We start from the raw sequence: 17,398 nt of genomic DNA, 5'->3' as shown, positions 1-17,398 counted from the left end.
GCCGGATGAGATAGTGCAGCGCATGCGTCAGTATAACCGACGCATTTTTGACTTGAACAAGGAGAAGGTCTATAAACTGACCAAACTGGATGCCTTGCTTCAACGTTGCAATATCCGTATCAGCAACTACGTATCTTCTACAGACAGTAAGAGCTACAAAGATGTGGTGAAATTGCTTTCCGAAGGAATTGTCAATGCGGAAAAGCTGACGGAGGCCATCCATGGACGGACGGTGAACCGTGTCGGAAAAGAAGTAATTACAGCCGCTCTGACAGGAGTTGTCAATGAAGTGGACATAGACCTGATACGCCAGTACCGGGAGGAAATCCTTATGGATGACAAGCATCTGAAAGAGTGCCAGGAAAAACTGACGGAAATCTGCAGGAAAGAGTTCCCCAGGGAGTTCGATAATCTTCAGACGATACCCGGTGTAAAGGAACGCTCGGCAACCTCCATACTCTCTGAATTAGGGGCCGACATGAAGATGTTTATTACAGCGGCTGCATTGGTGTCGTGGTGCGGGCTCAAACCACGGAATGAAGAAAGCGCAGGAAAAATCAAATCACGAAGAATCACACATGGTAACAAGTACATCAGAAAGACTATGATTGAATGCGCATGGGGAGCCAGCCGGACACAAAACTGTTTTTACTCGAATTTCAGTTACACACAAACTGTCGTCAGAAGGAAGAATGCCATGAAAGTGAAAGTGGCCATAGCGCGGAAAATGCTTGTTGTCATTTGGCACGTGTTGAGTGATGGTGTTCCATACAATGATTATAAGAAGCCTGAAGCTATTGCAGAAGGCAACTCATAATATACCGCTTATTGTAAGGCCAGTATCTTTGTGGTAGCATAGACTCCGTTTTGCAAATTGACTGATGCTTTAAGCGGCTTAGAATGCCAGTGTTAGGAAATAAAGCCTGAAGAGGAAAATGATACTTTTTATATTGTATATCTGACTGCTCTTGATAGAACGGTCAATACATTCATGCTCATTAACACCATAAACTAAGTAAAGGAGCCATAAAGACAGGGGTAATCTTTATCTTTTCATAGAGGAAAGATAGTTTTTTTTAGCGATAAGCGATTATCACTCGTATCGTATTGCTTCTATCGGGTCTAAGTCTGCTGCTTTCTTTGCAGGATACCATCCGAAGAACACTCCTGTCACCGTACAGACGGCAAAGCTGAGGAATACGCTCCATGTCTGTATATAAATAGGCCAATGGGCTGCGCTCTTCACAATCCAGCTTGCGCCGCAGCCGATGATGACGCCGATGAGGCCGCCGGTGATGCTGATGAGGATGGCCTCGATGAGGAATTGCGACAGGATGTCCACTCCTCTGGCACCCACACTCATGCGCAGACCGATTTCGCGGGTGCGCTCCGTTACGGATACATACATGATGTTCATGATGCCGATGCCGCCTACCACCAGCGATATGCCGGCGATGCAGGCGAGGAGAGTGGTCATCAGGTCGGTGGTGGTGTTCAGCATCGAGCTGAGCTCCTGCTGGCTGCGTATGGTGAAATCATCGTCGTCGCTGTCCTTCAGTTTATGGTTCCGGCGCAGAATTCCGGTGATTTCTTCGGTGGCGTTGTCCGTCATGTCCTCGGTGAGTGCGGATGCGAAGATACCTTGCAGATAGGTCTGTGCAAGCAGGCGTTTCATTACGGTGGTGTAGGGGGCAAGTACAACGTCGTCCTGGTCCATGCCCATGCTGTTGTATCCTTTGGCTTTCAGTACGCCCGTCACGCGGAAAGGCACTTGATTGAAGCGGATAATGCGTCCTACGGGGTCTTCTCCGTTGGGGAAAAGATTATCCTGTATTGTCTTGCCGATGACACATACTTTGGCGGAAGTCTGTATGTCGGTTTCCGTAAACATCGTGCCGTTCTCCACCGTAAGCTGGCGGATTTCAAGGTAGTCCGTGCCTACGCCGCTTACGGATGAGGGGTAGTTGTTATTGCCTGCAATGAGCTGTCCCGATGAGGATACGTTGGGGCTGACGGCAGCCAGGAAGTTCGTTTCGTTGCGCAATGCCTCGTAGTCGGTGAGCTTCAGCGTCTGCATGGCGCTGGGGTCTTGGCGGACGCCGCCGCGCATATCCGCTCCCGGATGAATCATTATCATATTCGAGCCCATTTCGGAGATTTGCGCCTGAATGCTTTTTTTTGAACCCTGTCCGATAGCGAGCATCGTGATGACGGACGCCACGCCGATGATGATGCCCAACATCGTGAGGAAGGCACGCAGTTTATTGTTGGCAAGTGCCCGAAAGGCTATTTTGAAAAGGTTGGTTCCATTCATTGATTTGTAGTTTTATGATATTGTTTTTCTTTTTTCATCCTGCAATAAAGTAATTTACGTACTGCGTCAGTCATCCTCCTGCTTGGGCAGTGCTGCCAGTGTTTCGGCGGCATTCAGAATGTTTCGGTTGGGCTTGTCGTCCTTCACTTGTCCGTCGCGCAATACGATGTTGCGGCTGCTGTATTGGGCTATTTCCGGATTGTGCGTTACGAAAATGATGGTGCGTCCTTCGGCATGCAGTTTCTGGAAGAGCACCAGGATTTCGAATGAGGTACGGGTATCCAGATTACCGGTGGCTTCGTCCGCCAGGATTACGGCAGGGTTGTTTACCAATGCACGGGCGATGGCTACGCGTTGCATCTGTCCGCCGGACATCTGGTTGGACTTGTGCTCCAGCCGGTCGCCCAGCCCTACGGCTTTCAGCGCTTCAATGGCGCGTTTCCGGCGTTCGGCTGCCGATACGGACGAGTTGTACATCAGCGGCAGTTCCACATTTTCCACGGCTGTGGTTTTTGCCAGCAGGTTATAGTTCTGGAACACGAAGCCGATTTTATGGTTGCGGAGTACGGCACGCTGGGACTTGCTCATGGTGCGTACGGAGATGCCGTCCAGCAGATACTCTCCTACGGTGGGCGTATCCAGGCAGCCGAGTATGTTCAACAGCGTTGATTTGCCCGAACCGGACGTACCCATGATGGTGACGAACTCTCCCTCGCCGATAGAGAATGATACGCCGCGCAGTGCATGCACCGTTTCGTCTCCCACCTGGAAGTTCCGCTTTATGTTTTGAAGTTCAATTACGGTTTTGCTCATGATTAATGATGTATGGTTTACTTTGTACTGTACTTTTATACTCAGTCTCTGTACGCTGTTTCATCGGCCGTTGTTTTTCTTCTTGCTTCCCGGAGGGCCCGGCATGAACGGGCTTTTCTCACCGCTTGGTTCCTGCGGCATGTCCGCCGTTGGGCCTTCGCCCGGCAGGCGCCCTATGGTGGCTTCGGTCACTACTGTCGCACCTTCATCGATGCCGCTTACAATCTCCGTATTCACACCGTTGGAGATACCTACCGTTACCGGATGCGCGATGAATGTATTGCCCTCGCGTGTCCAGAGTTTGTGTTCGCTTTCGCAATCTTTCACAATGTCATTCTCGCCGATAAGCGGCTTTTCGGGTGTGAAACGGAGCGCACGTGCCGGAACGGAAAGCACATTCTTGCGGTCGAGTGTGTAAATCGTGACGTTGGCCGTCAGGCGCGGTTTCAGTTTCAGGTCGGGGTTGGGAGCGGATATGACAACTTCGTAGGTGACGACCGTACCGGATGTGCCGCTGCTGCCGGAACTTGTAGAGCTGTCCTCTCCCAAGCGGATTTGTGTTACTACGCCCTCAAACGTGTCATTGGGATAGGCGTCTACGCTAAACGTCACGCGTTGCCCGTCTTTCACGCCGCCTATGTCGGCTTCATCCACGTCGGCCACAACCTGCATCTGCGTCAGGTCGGCAGCGATGGTGAACAGGGTAGGAGTCTCGAAACCGGATGCCACCGTTTGCCCTTCCTCTACCGCACGGTTGATGACCACGCCGTCGATGGGCGAAGTGATGGTGGCGTACGACAGGTTGCGCTCCGCCTTTGCCAGCGATGCCTGACTGCTTTCGTAGCTGCTTTTCGCTTTCTCGTAATTGTAGACGGACTGTTCGTAGTCGGTATCGCTGATAAGCTGCTTTTCGTGCAGTTTCCGGTTGCGTTCGTAGTTCTTCCGCTGATATTCGTATTCGGCTTTCGCACCGTTGTAGGCGGCGCGTTGGGATGCCACTTCGCTTTGCAGGGTCACACGGTCCATTTCGGCTATGAGTTGGCCTTTGGTAACTACGGAATTGTAGTCGGCATATATCTTGTCGATGATGCCGCTTACCTGCGTGCCGACTTCCACTTCCGTCACCGGTTCGATGGTGCCGGTGGCGGTTATGGATTCCGATATCTCGCCTTTGATTACGGTGGCTGTCTCGTAGGTCACTTTATGTTTGGCCGTGGAGCCGCCGAAAAGCCGGATGCTTATGCCGGCTACCGCCACAACGGCTACGGCGATAAGGATAATCTTTTTCTTGTTCATATTCTGTATATCATTATTGGGTTTTAAGTAGCGTTGGTCTATACCGCAAGAGATAGTTGCGTATGGGGGTTATTATATTGAATAGGTCAAAGCGTAATCTGTTCTCCCTGGTAGAATTTCAGCAGTTGCGTGTTCAGTATTGCCATGTATTTGGCTTGCAGGGTTTCCTGTTGCGCGTTGAGCAGGTTGTTTTTCTCGGTCAGCAGTTCCACGGTATTCTTCATGCCGAGGTTGAATTGCTCTTGGATGAGGTCGTAGCTGGTCTGTGTGCTTCGCAGCTTCTCTATGGCGGCAACGTAGCGTTGCTGTGCGCTGTTGGCATCCAGCCATAACCCTTCGATGGTCTTGTACAGGTTTTTCTGATTGTCCAGCAAGTCCAGTTCGCTGTTCTGCTTCTGTATCTTGGCTTTCTGTACGGCGCTCTTGGTCTGCCGGTTGTTGAAGATGGGTACACTTACGGTTACTCCCAAGGAGTTGTTCCAGTTCTGCTTGATTTGTTCGCCGAAGGTGAAGTCGTTGCCGTTGGTGTTCGTGCTCCCTATGCCTGCACTGAGGCTGATGGTGGGGATGTAACCGGAGCGGGCGATATTGATGTTGAGTTCCGAGGCTTTGACATTCAGTCGGCCTGCTTCGATTTCCGGGCGCAGGGTGAGGGCGGAGCGGTAGACATCGGTCTTTGAGGGTAGCGGCGACAATACATTCTCATCGCCGAGTGTGGGGATGTAAAGCGTCATCTCCTTTTCGCCGTCCAGTTCGAGGAGTTGTTTCAGTTGCAGTTTGTAATCTTGCAGGGTAGCTTGTGCCGTTACCAATTGATATTTGTCGGTGCTGACCTGCGCTTCCAGTTGGGCGAGGTCGCTCCTGGCGATGCTTCCCGCTGCAAGCAGGGCGCGTGCCCGTTCGCATTCCGCCCGGCTGACGTCGAGGGTTGCTTCATTTACCTTGACGGCTTCGGCTGCATAGAGAATCTGTACGTAAATCTGCGTAATGCTCTCTTCGATGGTGTTCTCGCTCTCCGCCACGCTCAGTTCGGCAATGCGGTTGTTCATCCGCTGCTGTTTCAAGGTATTCAGCCGTTTGCTGCCGTTGTAAAGCGTCCAGTTGGCATCGATACCATAGCTGCCGTTGTAGCTGGTCTTGCTTTGGCTGCTGGTGATGTTGTCGCCGTCTATTATCGTATTGGTCTGGCTGTTGGGCCGGTTTACGATACGTTGGCTTACGGATGCCGTGAGGCTGGGAAAGAGGGCTGCCTTGGCGGTCTTTACGTCCACTTCGGCGCTCTCGGCGTTGAGACGGTTCTTGCGTATCGTGATGTTTTGCTGCAAAGCATAGTCGATGCAGGCTTGCAGGTTCCATTGTGCGGGAAGCGTCTGCGTGCTGTCCTGCTGTTGCGTACCGATAGCGGTTTCCTGCGTTTGCGGCATTGCGTTGCCGACACAGGTACTTGCCGCACAGAGCGATATTACGGTCAATCTTTTTACATTTATCATATTACCTTGTTTCTATGGTTTTACCATTGCAAAAGTATGCGCAGCCTCTTGAAACGGCAAAAACAATAGACCATTGCCGGGATTGTGCCGACGGATTACTTTTTCCTGCCGATAATTAAGAGTTTGCTTTGCTGTTTTTATGAGGTGTCAAAATACACTTGCTGATTTCTATTAGGCACGGATTTCACGGAAAACACAGGTTTTCTTTATTCTTTTTTTATCGTGAAAATCCGTGAAATCCGTGCCTAATAGAAACCAATAGTAAGCGAATTTCAGTTTTGATCCCGTAAAGACCGTAGATATCTTCCCAAAGAACTTCTTTATAGAATACCGGACAAAAATCAAGCTGGCTATAACTTTTCAGTTTTTTATTTGTTATTTATATAAAAGTATTTTATATTTGTAATGATTATAATTTGAACTTTATGAAAAACCTTGTTACCAGTATCTGGCAATTCTATGTCGATGGCTTCCGAAGCATGACATTGGGGCGTACCTTGTGGCTGATAATTGCAATCAAATTGTTTATCATGTTTTTTATTCTTCGTCTTTTCTTCTTTCCGAACTATCTGAATGAAGCTGCCGGAGAAGGCGATAAAGAAGATTACGTCAGCAGTGAACTGATTATGCGGGCGGGAAGATAGGAGATAGTGATAAGCGGTTAGTGATTAGCGATTAAAGGGGGGGAGTGAGGTATTCCTTTTCCTTATTTATACCTTATACTTTATATTTTATACTTTAATTTCATACTTAATATTTATTCTCATGCTTGAAAACATTGACACTTCTCTGATTGATTGGTCGAGAGCGCAATTTGCCTTGACCGCTATCTATCACTGGATTTTTGTGCCGCTTACTTTAGGATTGGCGGTAATTATGGGCATCATGGAAACGGTGTACTACCGTACGGGTGACAAGTTCTGGAAACATACTGCCAAGTTCTGGATGAAACTCTTCGGCATCAATTTTGCCATAGGTGTGGCAACGGGACTGATTCTGGAGTTTGAATTCGGTACGAACTGGAGTAATTACAGTTGGTTCGTGGGCGACATCTTCGGTGCGCCGCTTGCTATCGAAGGTATTCTGGCATTCTTTATGGAAGCCACGTTCATTGCTGTGATGTTCTTCGGTTGGGACAAGGTAAGCAAACGTTTCCACCTGGCTTCTACCTGGCTTACGGGACTTGGTGCTACTATCTCCGCCTGGTGGATTCTGGTGGCGAATGCCTGGATGCAGAATCCGGTAGGTATGGAGTTCAATCCCGATACCGCCCGTAACGAGATGGTTGACTTCTGGGCGGTGGCCACTTCGCCGATGGCTGTCAATAAGTTCTTCCACAGCGTGCTGTCCGGCTGGGTGCTGGCTGCGGTGTTCGTGGTAGGTGTGAGTTGCTGGTATCTGTGGAAAAACCGTGAGAAGAAGTTTGCTTTGGCAAGCATAAAGATAGCTGCCTGGGTAGGACTGTGCGCCGCTGTGCTTTCCGCGTGGACGGGAGACGGTTCCGGTTATCAGGTGGCACAGAAACAACCCATGAAGCTCGCTGCCATGGAGGGTTACTATCAGGGGCAGGAAGGAGCCGGACTGGTGGCTTTCGGCATTCTCAATCCCGATAAGAAGACGGCCGATGACGGTAAGGATGCTTTCCTCTTCCGCATGGAGATTCCCAAGTTCCTTTCATTGCTTGCCGAGCGCGATTCAAAGGCTTTCGTTCCGGGCATCAACGACCTGCTGAAAGGCGGCTATCCCTTGAAAGACGGTACAACCGCGCTCTCCGCTCAGGAGAAGATTGAAAAGGGAAAGACGGCTATCGGGGCTTTCTCCGCTTATCGTGCCGCCAAAGCTGCGGGCAACGATGCCGAGGCGCAGGTGGCTGCCAAAGTGTTGAAAGAGAATGTGGCGTATTTCGGTTACGGTTATATCAAGGATGTGAACGAACTGGTTCCCAACGTGCCGCTCACTTTCTATATGTTCCGTGTCATGGTGATACTGGGCGGGTACTTCATCCTCTTCTTCATCGTGGTTCTCGTTCTTGCCTACAAAAAGGATTTGTCGCAGATGCGCTGGATGCATTGGGTGGCAATGCTGACCATTCCGCTGGGCTATCTTGCCGGGCAGGCCGGTTGGGTGGTTGCCGAATGCGGACGTCAGCCGTGGGCCATTCAGGATATGTTGCCCACAAGTGCCGCCATTTCCAAACTGGATGTCGGCTCCGTGCAGACCACATTCTTCATTTTCCTTGTACTGTTCACCGTTATGCTGATTGCCGAAGTAGGCATTATGCTGAAAGCCATACGGAAAGGACCGGAAAAAGAACTTTCTCATCAATCATAACTTATAACTCATAACTCATTACTCATTACTCATTACATGAATACCTATATATTTCTTCAACATTATTGGTGGTTTATAGTATCCCTGTTGGGAGCCATCCTTGTATTCCTGCTGTTTGTGCAGGGCGGTAACTCGCTGATATTCTGTCTGGGCAAGACGGAAGAGCAGCGCAAGATGATAATAAACTCTACGGGGCGCAAGTGGGAGTTTACGTTTACTACGCTCGTAACGTTCGGCGGTGCGTTCTTTGCATCGTTCCCGTTGTTCTACAGTACGAGCTTCGGCGGTGCGTACTGGCTGTGGATGATTATCTTGTTTACTTTCGTGTTGCAGGCTGTAAGCTACGAGTTTCAGTCGAAAGCGGGCAATCTGTTGGGCAAGACGACGTATCGCGCTTTTCTGGTTATAAACGGAGTGGTAGGGCCGGTGCTGCTGGGCGGTGCGGTGGCAACGTTCTTCACGGGTTCGGAGTTCTATATCAACAAAGGTAATATTGCCGATACGGTGATGCCGGTTATCAGCAGTTGGGCCAATGCGGGGCACGGGCTGGATGCGTTGCTCAATCCGTGGAATGTAGTGTTGGGACTGGCTGTGTTCTTCCTGGCGCGTATTCTCGGTGCGCTTTACTTCATTAACAATATCGGCGATGCGGATTTGGTGAAACGTTGCCGTCGTGCGCTGTGGGGCAATACGGGTCTGTTTCTGGTGTTCTTCCTTGCATTCGTTATCCGTACGCTGCTTGCCGAAGGCTACGCGGTAAATCCGGAAACCGGAGAGGTATTTATGGAACCCTATAAGTATCTGACAAACTTTATCGAAATGCCCGTGGTGCTGCTCGTATTCCTTATCGGTGTGCTTGCCGTGCTTTGGGGAATTGTCCGCACGGTGTGGAAACCGTCTTTCGACAAGGGTATATGGTTTGCAGGCGCAGGCACTGTGCTCACGGTATTGGCGCTGCTGCTGGTGGCGGGTTATAACAATACTGCCTATTATCCCTCTACCGCCGACCTGCAAAGTTCGCTTACGCTGGCAAACAGTTGTTCCAGCCAGTTTACGTTGCGGGTAATGGCCTACGTGTCTGTCCTGGTTCCTTTTGTGCTTGCCTACATTTTCTACGCATGGCGCAGCATCGACAGGAAGAAGATAGATGCCGAAGAGATGCAGGATGAAAAAGGACACGCCTATTGATTTTATAACTCCGGGGATTTGCTCCCGGTTTCCCTGGAGTTTCTTTGAAAATGCCGGGGGATATAAGAGAAAACTCCTCACGTTTGGGTTGCAAACGTGAGGAGTTTTCTCTTATGGTTCCGGATATTCCGGACTCTGTAATCTCTTTTGTCTGGCAGATTTTTCTGCCTTATGTATTCTATTATTTATGTGCTTTTGTGCAAATGTAGTGCATATTCCTTTTTCTTACATAGGGAAAAGCCGTTTATTTCTTTCTCTGTTTAGATGCGTAAGGTTTTTCCGGTGGAAATTTCGGTACAAGTTTCATTAGCCGCAGTATCTGTCCCTGCCTTTTCCGGATATAACTTGAGGGGTTTGCAGAGTCGAAGCGTAGAGGGTTGGGCAGAGTGGCTGCAATCAGCGCGCATTGTCCGGCAGTGAGCTTGGCGGCGGTGGTATGGAATTTATACCGGGCTGCGGCTTGCGCCCCGTAAATGCCTTTGCCCATTTCTATGGAGTTGAGATAGACCGTCATAATCCGCTTTTTGGACCAGAACAGTTCTATCATCCACGTGAAGTAAACTTCAAAGCCCTTGCGGAGCCATGAGGATTGCGGCCACAGAAATACATTCTTCGCTGTCTGCTGGCTGATGGTGCTTGCACCGCGTTTCCGTTTGCGTTTTTCGTTCTCTTTCATGGCTTTCCGTATTTCGATAAAGTCGAAGCCGTTGTGTGTGGCAAACCGGTTATCTTCCGACGCAATGACAGCCATAGGCAGGTGAGGGGAGATTTCATTGAACGGTATCCACTCGTGATGCCATGCGGGGCTTTCTCCTTTAAATATCTGTTGCACGCTTCGGATAACCATCAGAGGCGTGACATATACCGGCATAAAACTATAAACCACTACCGTTACAGCAGTGGATATAAAGAAGAAGAACAACAGATTGCGGATAATCCGTAAGGGTTTGGAGAATTTCATGGGAATGATGATTGGAAATTTGCTTCACCGCAGGGGACACAAAGAGAGTTTACGGAGTTTTTCAGATAACGGAATTTTTCGGACATAAGAACGAAAGAACAGATTCTGTGATGCCGCATCACTACCGGCATTCTTCTGTGTTTTTTTTTGTTCTTTTGTTCTTATGTCCGAAAACCGGATTGTTATTTTCCCGCTTCCGCATTCTTAATCATCTGCTCGCTGGCATACATAAATATTACCACACGGCGATTTTCGCTTGCCGACAGGCTTTCGTCGTATTCATTGTAGCCCACACCTTCCACTTGCTTGAACTGAGAGGGAGATACGCCGCAATCCTGCAGATAATTCTCTACGGCATAGGCACGGTTCTTGGACACCTTCATGTTGGCTTCGTACGTACCGACCTTGTCCGTATGGCCTATGATGGCGATGTCCGTAGTTGTGTCTTCCTTCAGAATCTTGGCGAGGTCGCGCAAGGAAGCTTTCGCATCGTTGCTCAGCGTAGAGGAGTTAAAAGCAAACAGAATACCGGAGTCGAACGTCACCTTGACGGCATCCAGATTATTGGCATCTTTCACCATTTCCACCTGTGCGCCTTCAATCTTGGCAGCTTCGGCAGCCTTTTTATCCATCTTATGACCGATAGCCACACCTGCGCCCGTACCTACCGCTGCGCCTACTGCCGCACCGATAGCAGCACCTTTACCCTTGCCGAACAGTCCGCCGATAATGGCTCCTGCCGCAGCGCCTGAGCCACCGCCGATAATGCCGCCTTTCGTCGTATTGTTCATTGTACCGCAACTACCCAGTAGTATGGCACCGCTCAGCAGGAATGCTGTCATTTTCATCTTTTTCATACCTTTTATTTTTTAATTGGTTCAAGTTTTACTAATGCAAATTTATGTATATAATACATTTGTTGGCATTAAAAAGTTTACCATTGCAGTTTTTTTAGAGAATTTTCCTTTTAATAAAGAGAAAACGGCCGGTCTTATACGTTACTTGTAATTCAGGAAGTTTTCTTGCACCAGCTTTCCTGCCTGCCACACGGCGCGTATGTTCAGTTCCTTGTCCATGATGAGGATGTCGGCGTCCTTGTCCTTTTGCAGGGAACCTTTGCGGTCGTACACGCCCATGATGCGTGCCGGGGTTTCGGAAGCCATGCGCAGGGCGTCGCCCAACGGGATACCCGCCTTGACCATAGTACGCACCAGCACGTCCATGGTGGCGATACTGCCTGCCAATGAGGAGCGGTCGGCAAGTTTGCACACGCCGTCTTCGATGATGTAGCGCGGGTCGTTGATTTCCTTGCCTTCGGTGGCGGCGCAGGAGAGGGCGTCCGTTACGAGGCAGGTGTGCTCTACACCTTTCAACTTGTATGCCAGTTTCAGGATGGTGGACGGCAGGTGGATGCCGTCGGCAATGAGTTCGATGGTCATGCCGTCGGTCAGGTAGACACTTTCCACAGTGCCTTCGTACTTGTACTCGCGGCGTTTATGGAAGCCGGGCATGGCGTTGTAGAAGTGGGCGGCATGGGTAAATCCGGCTTCGTAGGCGGCACAGATGCCGTCGTATTCGGCTTCGGTGTGCGATACGGCTGCCAGTATGCCTTTTTCGCGCAGGTAGCTTGCAAACTCCAGTGCTCCGGGCAGTTCGGGAGAGGCGTCCCAGCGGCGGATGCAATGGGTGCTTTCCACCAACTCGCGGTATTCCTGTCCGTCAATCTCCTTCACCTGGTCGGCAAACTGTTCGCCTGCCATTTTCTTGTTGAGATAGGGACCTTCAATGTGCAATCCCAGTACGGGGCTTCCGGGATCTGCCATAAGCTTTTCGCACACTTGGGCTGCCTGGTGCAGCTTTTCGAACGGAGATGAGGAAATGGTAGGGTAGAAACTCGTAGCGCCATGACCGAGGTGTGCATTGATGATGCTGCGAAACGCTTCTTCGGTACATTCGGTGAAGTCGTGGCCGCCACCGCCATGCGCGTGCATACACACAAAGCCGGGCACGATATACATGCCTTTGGCATCGATGAGGCGTGCGCCGATGAGGGCGAGGTCACAGTTGGTCACTTCGAGTATTTTTCCGTCGCGCATCAGGACGGAACCTTCATTCAGCCAGCCTTGCGGGGTGAATATGCGTCCGTTGATAATTTGAGTAAGCATTTTTAGATTTATGATTTAAGATTTATGAATTATAATCCCAGCGTTGTGCTTTTGAATTTATCGAAGGCCAAAATTAAGCATTATAAATTAAAAATCCTATACGCGGGATTTTTTAATCATCTTCTTCTCCGTCTTCGGTGGCGGCGTTGTTTCTGTCGGTATTTGCGTATCTTGCCGTATACCAGCCAGACGAACAATACTCCGAATACGGAGAATATCAGCAGTACGATGCCCGTGTTGAGGTTGTCGCCTTTCACACGGCTCCACATTTCGAGTACGAGTTCGGTGCGGTTGCCGAAGTCGCGTATCATGGCGCAGCGTTCCACCACTTTCCTGTCGGGATATTGCACGGGGTTTATCTGCAGGCTGTCCGCACCCGTACCTTCACCGAAGAAATAGCTGAGGTCGGAACGTGTCGCGATGGCGGTGTCCCGTTTGGCTTCCATGATTTCGGGGGTGGCAACGGCGCTGACGTAGCCTATGGCGTCCATATTGCGCAGGGCGATGTCGGGCCGGCAAAGGTAGTTGATGAAGTAAGCGGCAGCTTTGGGATTGCCTGCATATTTGGGGATTACCCAGCCGTCATACCAGATGTTGCTGCCTTCGCGCGGCACTTCGTAGGCAAGGTCCACGCCCACAGCTTCGGCTTCTTCGATGGCCCATACGGCGTCGCCGCTCCAGGTGAGGTTGAGCCAGGTCTTGTTCTTGGTCATCATCTCCTTGCCGAAGTCGGCTTCCCAGCCTGCGATGTTGGGCTTCATGGCTTTCAGATACTTCTCGGCAAGGGCTATGGCTTCGGGAGAGTTATCGTTCATCAGTTGCTCCACGGTAACGGTACTGTCGGCAAGCTGGCGGGCATGGGCGTAGATGATGGCGGTTCCGTAGGCATCGCGGTAACTGTCTTTCATCAGGATTTTGCCTTTGTTTTTGGAGTTCCAGAGACAGTGCCAACTGCCGGCTTCGTCGGGGGTGATGAAGTTGCGGTTGTAGAGGATGCCGGCTGTGCCCCACATATAGGGTACGGCATAGTCGGTGGTGGTGCGTCCCGGCTGGCTGGTCTTGTTCAGTTCCCGGCGGATGTAGGGGGAGATGTTGGGCAGATAGTCCGGGGTCTTGCCGAAGTTGCGGTCGATGGGCAGGAGAAGGTCTTTCTTCAGCATCCGCTCGATGATATACTCCGAGGGGCATACCACGTCGAAATCCTCGTGGCCGCGCTCTATCTTGGTGAGCATGATTTCGTTGATGTCGAACACCTGGTAGATAAGGCGGATGTCCTCGCCCGTCTGCTGTTTGTACCAGGCGGGAAATTCGGCCAGTACATCTTCGTCGATGTAGTCGGCCCAGTTGTAGACTTTCAGTACGTGGCTGCGCTCTTCGCCCGAATCCTTGCACGAGACGGCTGCGAGGACGAGGCAAAGGAGAAGGAATATGTCTGTTAATCTTTTCATTTTTTTATTCAGCAGGTTTATCTTGACTATGCTTTCGCTTTTCGGCTTACGGGATGAATCTCTCCGTGCTGCGGGACGAATACTCTTAGCTCGCGAGACGCAGGCGGACTTAATTCTTCCGTGCACGTTCCGCACGCTTGTTGATGACAATCAGCAGCACCAGCACCGTAATGAAAATAAGGGTGGACAGAGGACGCAGCTCCGGTGTCAGTCCGCCTTTGCGCGCATCGGCGTAGATGTAGGTGGAGAGCGTTTCCAGTCCTTCGTTTCCAATGGTGAATATGGTTACTGCGAAGTCGTCGATAGAGAGCGTAAAGGCAAGGATGAAGCCGCTTATCATACCCGGAAGTATCTCCGGAAGAATTACCTTGCGCAATGCCTGAAAGGGAGTGGCGCCGAGGTCGAGGGCGGCTTCGTACACATTCTGGTTCATCTTCTTCAGGCGGGGCATTACGCTCAGCACTACGTAAGGGGTGCAGAATGTGATGTGCGCCAGTACCACGGTTGTGAATCCCTGCGAGATACCGCAACTGACGAACAGCAGGAACAGCGACACGCCCGTAATGATGTCCGCATTCATCATCGGAATGGCATTGGCGAAGTTCATCACCCGGCGCGTGCGTGTGCGCAGGTTGAAGATACCGATGGCCGCAATGCTGCCCAACGCCGTACTGGCGGTGGCTGCCAGCATGGCAATGGCAAAGGTGTTCCAGATGGCGCTCGTCAGCGAGTGGTGCATGCCGCCCGTGAAGAGGGAGCTGTACAGCTTGGTGGAGAATCCCGTCCAGTTGCCCAGCACTTTGGCTTCGGTGAAGGAGAATACCATGATGATAAGGATAGGCGAGTACAGCAGCGCAAGCAGCAGCCACAGATAGCCTTTGGCAAGAATACGCGTCATCATATCACACCTCCGCTTTCATTGGATGCGCCGTCCTCTTCATTCGTAAAAAGGATGGTGACGCCTATCAGCAATAGCATGATGAGCGACAGGGCTGCACCGTAGTTCCACATTCCGTTGTATATGTTCTCCTGCACGGTTGTTCCGAAGAGCTTGATGTTGTTCATCGTCAGCAGTTCGGCTATGGCAAAGGTGCTCACCGTGGGCATGAACACCATTACGATGCCGCTCATGATGCCCGGCATGGAGAGGGGCAGGATTACTTTGCCGAATACCTGCAAGGGGTTGGCTCCGAGGTCTTGGGCGGCTTCTATGAGGCTGCGGTCCATTTTCTGCAGAGTGTTGTAGATGGGGTATATCATGAACGGCAGGAAGTTGTAAACCATGCCGAACACGAGTGCGCCTTCGCCCAAAGGCAGGTTCAGAAAGTCGAACAGCGCCACTGTGGCGAGTGTGCGTATCAGTATGTTCACCCACATGGGCAGGATGAACAGCACCACCATGGTTTGCGAAGTGTTGAACTGCTTCTGGCTGAGGATGTATGCCGCCGGATAACCCAGCAACAAGCAGGTCAGCGTGGTGATGAGGGCGATGCCGATGGAGTAGATGAAGGTGTTCATCGCCTCCGGGTGCATCATGAACTTGCGGAAGTTGGCAAAGGTGAAAGCTCCGTCGGCATCCGTAAAGGCGTACAGCACAATCAGCAGTAGCGGCACTATCGCAAATATCAGCAGGAACAGTGCGTAGGGCAGTGTCCAGTTGCGTCGCCGCAGGAAGAAATGGGATAATTTATCAAACATTACTCTATTATATCTTATCAAGCGCTACTCTATTTAATCAAGTATTGCTTTATTATATTAGGATTATGGACGGTAAGATGACGGGATGATATCTTATCGTTTTATCACTCTGATGTTTTCGGGCGCTATCCGTATGCCCACGCGGTCTCCGTCGTCCCAAACGTCGTTGGTGTCTACGAAGATGTCCTCGTCCCAGTCGGTAAACACGGTGAGGTGATAATGGTTTCCTTTGTAGAGGATGAATTTCACTTCGCCCGTCAGTCGTCCGTCTTCTTCGTTATCCTCCAGGATGACGTTTTGGAAGTCCACTTCCACCGTTACGGGCGTTTCGGAACCGATGTCTTGCACCGGACTGCATTCGAAGCTGCAACCCAGGAATTCCACGTGCGTTTCGTCCAGGAGCTTGCCCTCGAAAGTGTTGCAGGTGCGTTCTTTCTTCATTACGTGGATGTCGAAAGGTTTTACCAGCAGACCCACTTCGCGGCCTGCCTCGAAGCAGTGGTAATCCTGTACCATCAGCTCGTAGCCCTCGCGGGTCTGTACCAGCATTTCGTAGTGCACGCCTTTGAAGATGGAGCTTGTTACGGTTCCCGTGAGTTGCGCCGCATCCGAGGGTTCGAAGATGTAGATGTCCTCCGGACGGATTACGACGTCCACCTGTGTACGGTCGCCGAAACCGGTATCCACGCAGTCGAACTCGTGTTCGCAGAAGCGGACGAGCCGGTCGTGCACCATGACACCGTTCAGTATGTTGCTCTCGCCGATGAAGTCGGCTACGAAAGAGTTGATAGGCTCGTTGTAGATGTCTGTCGGAGTGCCGATTTGCTGTATCCTGCCTTCGCTCATCACGACGATGGTGTCGCTCAGGGTGAGGGCTTCTTCCTGGTCGTGGGTGACGTATATGAAGGTGATGCCCAGCTTCTGGTGCATCTCTTTGAGTTCCATCTGCATGTCCTTGCGCATTTTCAGGTCGAGGGCGGCAAGGGGCTCGTCGAGGAGCAGCACTTCGGGTTCGTTGACGATGGCACGGGCTATGGCAACGCGCTGTTGCTGTCCGCCGGAAAGGGAGTCTACATCGCGGTCTTCATAGTCGGTCATGCCCACCATGCGGAGTGCCTGCTTCACTTTCTTTTCGATAGTGGCGGCGGGGAGCTTCTTCAGCTTGAGGCCGAAAGCAATATTATTGAATACGTTGAGGTGGGGAAACAGGGCGTACTTCTGGAATACCGTATTCACCGGGCGGCGGTGGGGTGGTGTCTGCGTGATGTCTTTTCCTGCAATGGTAATCACTCCTTCCGAAGCTGTCTGGAAGCCCGCAATCAGACGCAGCAGTGTCGTCTTTCCGCAACCGGACGGTCCCAATATCGTTACAAACTCGCCCTTGCGGACAGACAAATTCACATCATTCAGTACGGCTTTGTCTCCGAAAAATTTCGATACGTGCTCTACACCGATGATGCAGTCGGACTTTTGCATAAGCGTTTCTTACTTTATCCAAACTAATTAAACAAATCTCTACCTGATATAGTCAGTCATAAAAAAAAAGTGGCGCAAAGGTACATATTTTCTTGAAAACTTTAGAGTTTGTTTAAAAATTGTTCAGCATTCTTTTGCGAGTTCTTTGGAGGCGGATGTTTTCTCTTTTTATTCGCCACACACCTGCTTTGTTCTCATAAAACGCCTCCAAAGAACTC

The 17,398-nt window shown here is 50.8% G+C and carries 15 protein-coding genes; 4 read left to right on the top strand and 11 right to left on the bottom strand.

The annotated features are described in order from the left end of the window. Positions 1 to 817: transposase (locus AB5903_RS02390; RefSeq protein ID WP_368117635.1), on the top strand; the 817-nt coding region annotated here is incomplete at its 5' end. 276 nt (positions 818 to 1,093) lie between these two features. On the opposite strand, the gene AB5903_RS02385 is transcribed toward AB5903_RS02390, so the two are convergent. The 4 genes from AB5903_RS02385 to AB5903_RS02370 form a co-directional block, all read right to left on the bottom strand. Then, on the bottom strand, positions 1,094 to 2,314 hold the full coding sequence (locus AB5903_RS02385; protein ID WP_117985036.1) for an ABC transporter permease: 1,221 nt from the start codon (positions 2,312 to 2,314) through the stop codon (positions 1,094 to 1,096). 66 nt (positions 2,315 to 2,380) lie between these two features. Beyond that, positions 2,381 to 3,127, bottom strand: coding sequence for an ABC transporter ATP-binding protein (locus AB5903_RS02380; RefSeq protein WP_005651836.1), 747 nt, complete (start codon positions 3,125 to 3,127; stop codon positions 2,381 to 2,383). A 60-nt stretch (positions 3,128 to 3,187) separates the two neighbouring features. After that, on the bottom strand, positions 3,188 to 4,423 hold the full coding sequence (locus AB5903_RS02375; protein WP_195658052.1) for an efflux RND transporter periplasmic adaptor subunit: 1,236 nt from the start codon (positions 4,421 to 4,423) through the stop codon (positions 3,188 to 3,190). 86 nt (positions 4,424 to 4,509) lie between these two features. Then, on the bottom strand, positions 4,510 to 5,913 hold the full coding sequence (locus tag AB5903_RS02370) for a TolC family protein (protein ID WP_016662350.1): 1,404 nt from the start codon (positions 5,911 to 5,913) through the stop codon (positions 4,510 to 4,512). A gap of 425 nt (positions 5,914 to 6,338) precedes the next feature. Between AB5903_RS02370 and AB5903_RS02365 the strand changes: the two genes are divergently transcribed. The 3 genes from AB5903_RS02365 to AB5903_RS02355 all read left to right on the top strand — a co-directional run bounded on the left by AB5903_RS02365 (position 6,339) and on the right by AB5903_RS02355 (position 9,432). Then, positions 6,339 to 6,557, top strand: a complete 219-nt coding sequence (locus tag AB5903_RS02365; protein WP_005651830.1) for a DUF4492 domain-containing protein — start codon at positions 6,339 to 6,341, stop codon at positions 6,555 to 6,557. A gap of 121 nt (positions 6,558 to 6,678) precedes the next feature. Further along, the gene (locus AB5903_RS02360) at positions 6,679 to 8,244 is read left to right on the top strand and encodes a cytochrome ubiquinol oxidase subunit I (protein ID WP_005651823.1); all 1,566 of its coding nucleotides are present in this window, start codon (positions 6,679 to 6,681) and stop codon (positions 8,242 to 8,244) included. A gap of 36 nt (positions 8,245 to 8,280) precedes the next feature. Beyond that, positions 8,281 to 9,432, top strand: a complete 1,152-nt coding sequence (locus AB5903_RS02355) for a cytochrome d ubiquinol oxidase subunit II (RefSeq protein ID WP_016662349.1) — start codon at positions 8,281 to 8,283, stop codon at positions 9,430 to 9,432. Between the two features lie 244 nt (positions 9,433 to 9,676). Here AB5903_RS02355 and mtgA read toward each other — a convergent pair whose 3' ends face one another. The 7 genes from mtgA to potA all read right to left on the bottom strand — a co-directional run bounded on the left by mtgA (position 9,677) and on the right by potA (position 17,180). Next, a complete protein-coding gene (gene mtgA / locus AB5903_RS02350; RefSeq protein WP_272710814.1) occupies positions 9,677 to 10,393 on the bottom strand; it encodes a monofunctional biosynthetic peptidoglycan transglycosylase in 717 nt (238 codons plus the stop codon). Positions 10,394 to 10,575: 182 nt separating this feature from the next. Beyond that, a complete protein-coding gene (locus AB5903_RS02345) occupies positions 10,576 to 11,250 on the bottom strand; it encodes an OmpA family protein (RefSeq protein WP_022104855.1) in 675 nt (224 codons plus the stop codon). A 141-nt stretch (positions 11,251 to 11,391) separates the two neighbouring features. Further along, complete coding sequence (nagA, locus tag AB5903_RS02340; protein ID WP_272710813.1) at positions 11,392 to 12,558, bottom strand: N-acetylglucosamine-6-phosphate deacetylase; 1,167 nt, start codon at positions 12,556 to 12,558, stop codon at positions 11,392 to 11,394. A 116-nt stretch (positions 12,559 to 12,674) separates the two neighbouring features. Then, positions 12,675 to 14,006 (bottom strand): ABC transporter substrate-binding protein, encoded by a 1,332-nt coding sequence (locus tag AB5903_RS02335; protein WP_016662344.1) that lies wholly within the window; start codon positions 14,004 to 14,006, stop codon positions 12,675 to 12,677. A gap of 109 nt (positions 14,007 to 14,115) precedes the next feature. Continuing rightward, positions 14,116 to 14,907 (bottom strand): ABC transporter permease, encoded by a 792-nt coding sequence (locus tag AB5903_RS02330; protein WP_005651813.1) that lies wholly within the window; start codon positions 14,905 to 14,907, stop codon positions 14,116 to 14,118. Continuing rightward, positions 14,904 to 15,704, bottom strand: coding sequence for an ABC transporter permease (locus tag AB5903_RS02325; protein WP_005651811.1), 801 nt, complete (start codon positions 15,702 to 15,704; stop codon positions 14,904 to 14,906). The genes AB5903_RS02330 and AB5903_RS02325 overlap by 4 nt, the downstream gene beginning before the upstream one ends. Positions 15,705 to 15,797: 93 nt before the next feature. Continuing rightward, positions 15,798 to 17,180 carry a polyamine ABC transporter ATP-binding protein gene (gene potA, locus AB5903_RS02320; RefSeq protein ID WP_016662343.1) on the bottom strand — a complete coding sequence of 461 codons (1,383 nt, stop codon included), beginning with the start codon at positions 17,178 to 17,180 and terminating at the stop codon, positions 15,798 to 15,800. Positions 17,181 to 17,398 lie beyond the last annotated feature (218 nt).

This window comes from Bacteroides sp. 2201st1_D9_2201SCRN_220225, from assembly GCF_040928965.1.
GTDB classification, from domain to species: Bacteria; Bacteroidota; Bacteroidia; order Bacteroidales; family Bacteroidaceae; genus Bacteroides; species Bacteroides stercoris.
This window is presented reverse-complemented; position numbering and strand designations above follow the sequence as displayed.

Bases quoted from the DNA above. Each gene is read 5' to 3' on its own strand.
- AB5903_RS02385 (WP_117985036.1), bottom strand. From the start codon at position 2,314: ATGAATGGAACCAACCTTTTCAAAATAGCCTTTCGGGCACTTGCCAAC.
- AB5903_RS02380 (WP_005651836.1), bottom strand. From the start codon at position 3,127: ATGAGCAAAACCGTAATTGAACTTCAAAACATAAAGCGGAACTTCCAG.
- AB5903_RS02375 (WP_195658052.1), bottom strand. From the start codon at position 4,423: ATGAACAAGAAAAAGATTATCCTTATCGCCGTAGCCGTTGTGGCGGTA.
- AB5903_RS02370 (WP_016662350.1), bottom strand. From the start codon at position 5,913: ATGATAAATGTAAAAAGATTGACCGTAATATCGCTCTGTGCGGCAAGT.
- AB5903_RS02365 (WP_005651830.1), top strand. From the start codon at position 6,339: ATGAAAAACCTTGTTACCAGTATCTGGCAATTCTATGTCGATGGCTTC.
- AB5903_RS02360 (WP_005651823.1), top strand. From the start codon at position 6,679: ATGCTTGAAAACATTGACACTTCTCTGATTGATTGGTCGAGAGCGCAA.
- AB5903_RS02355 (WP_016662349.1), top strand. From the start codon at position 8,281: ATGAATACCTATATATTTCTTCAACATTATTGGTGGTTTATAGTATCC.
- mtgA (WP_272710814.1), bottom strand. From the start codon at position 10,393: ATGAAATTCTCCAAACCCTTACGGATTATCCGCAATCTGTTGTTCTTC.
- AB5903_RS02345 (WP_022104855.1), bottom strand. From the start codon at position 11,250: ATGAAAAAGATGAAAATGACAGCATTCCTGCTGAGCGGTGCCATACTA.
- nagA (WP_272710813.1), bottom strand. From the start codon at position 12,558: ATGCTTACTCAAATTATCAACGGACGCATATTCACCCCGCAAGGCTGG.
- AB5903_RS02335 (WP_016662344.1), bottom strand. From the start codon at position 14,006: ATGAAAAGATTAACAGACATATTCCTTCTCCTTTGCCTCGTCCTCGCA.
- AB5903_RS02330 (WP_005651813.1), bottom strand. From the start codon at position 14,907: ATGATGACGCGTATTCTTGCCAAAGGCTATCTGTGGCTGCTGCTTGCG.
- AB5903_RS02325 (WP_005651811.1), bottom strand. From the start codon at position 15,704: ATGTTTGATAAATTATCCCATTTCTTCCTGCGGCGACGCAACTGGACA.
- potA (WP_016662343.1), bottom strand. From the start codon at position 17,180: ATGCAAAAGTCCGACTGCATCATCGGTGTAGAGCACGTATCGAAATTT.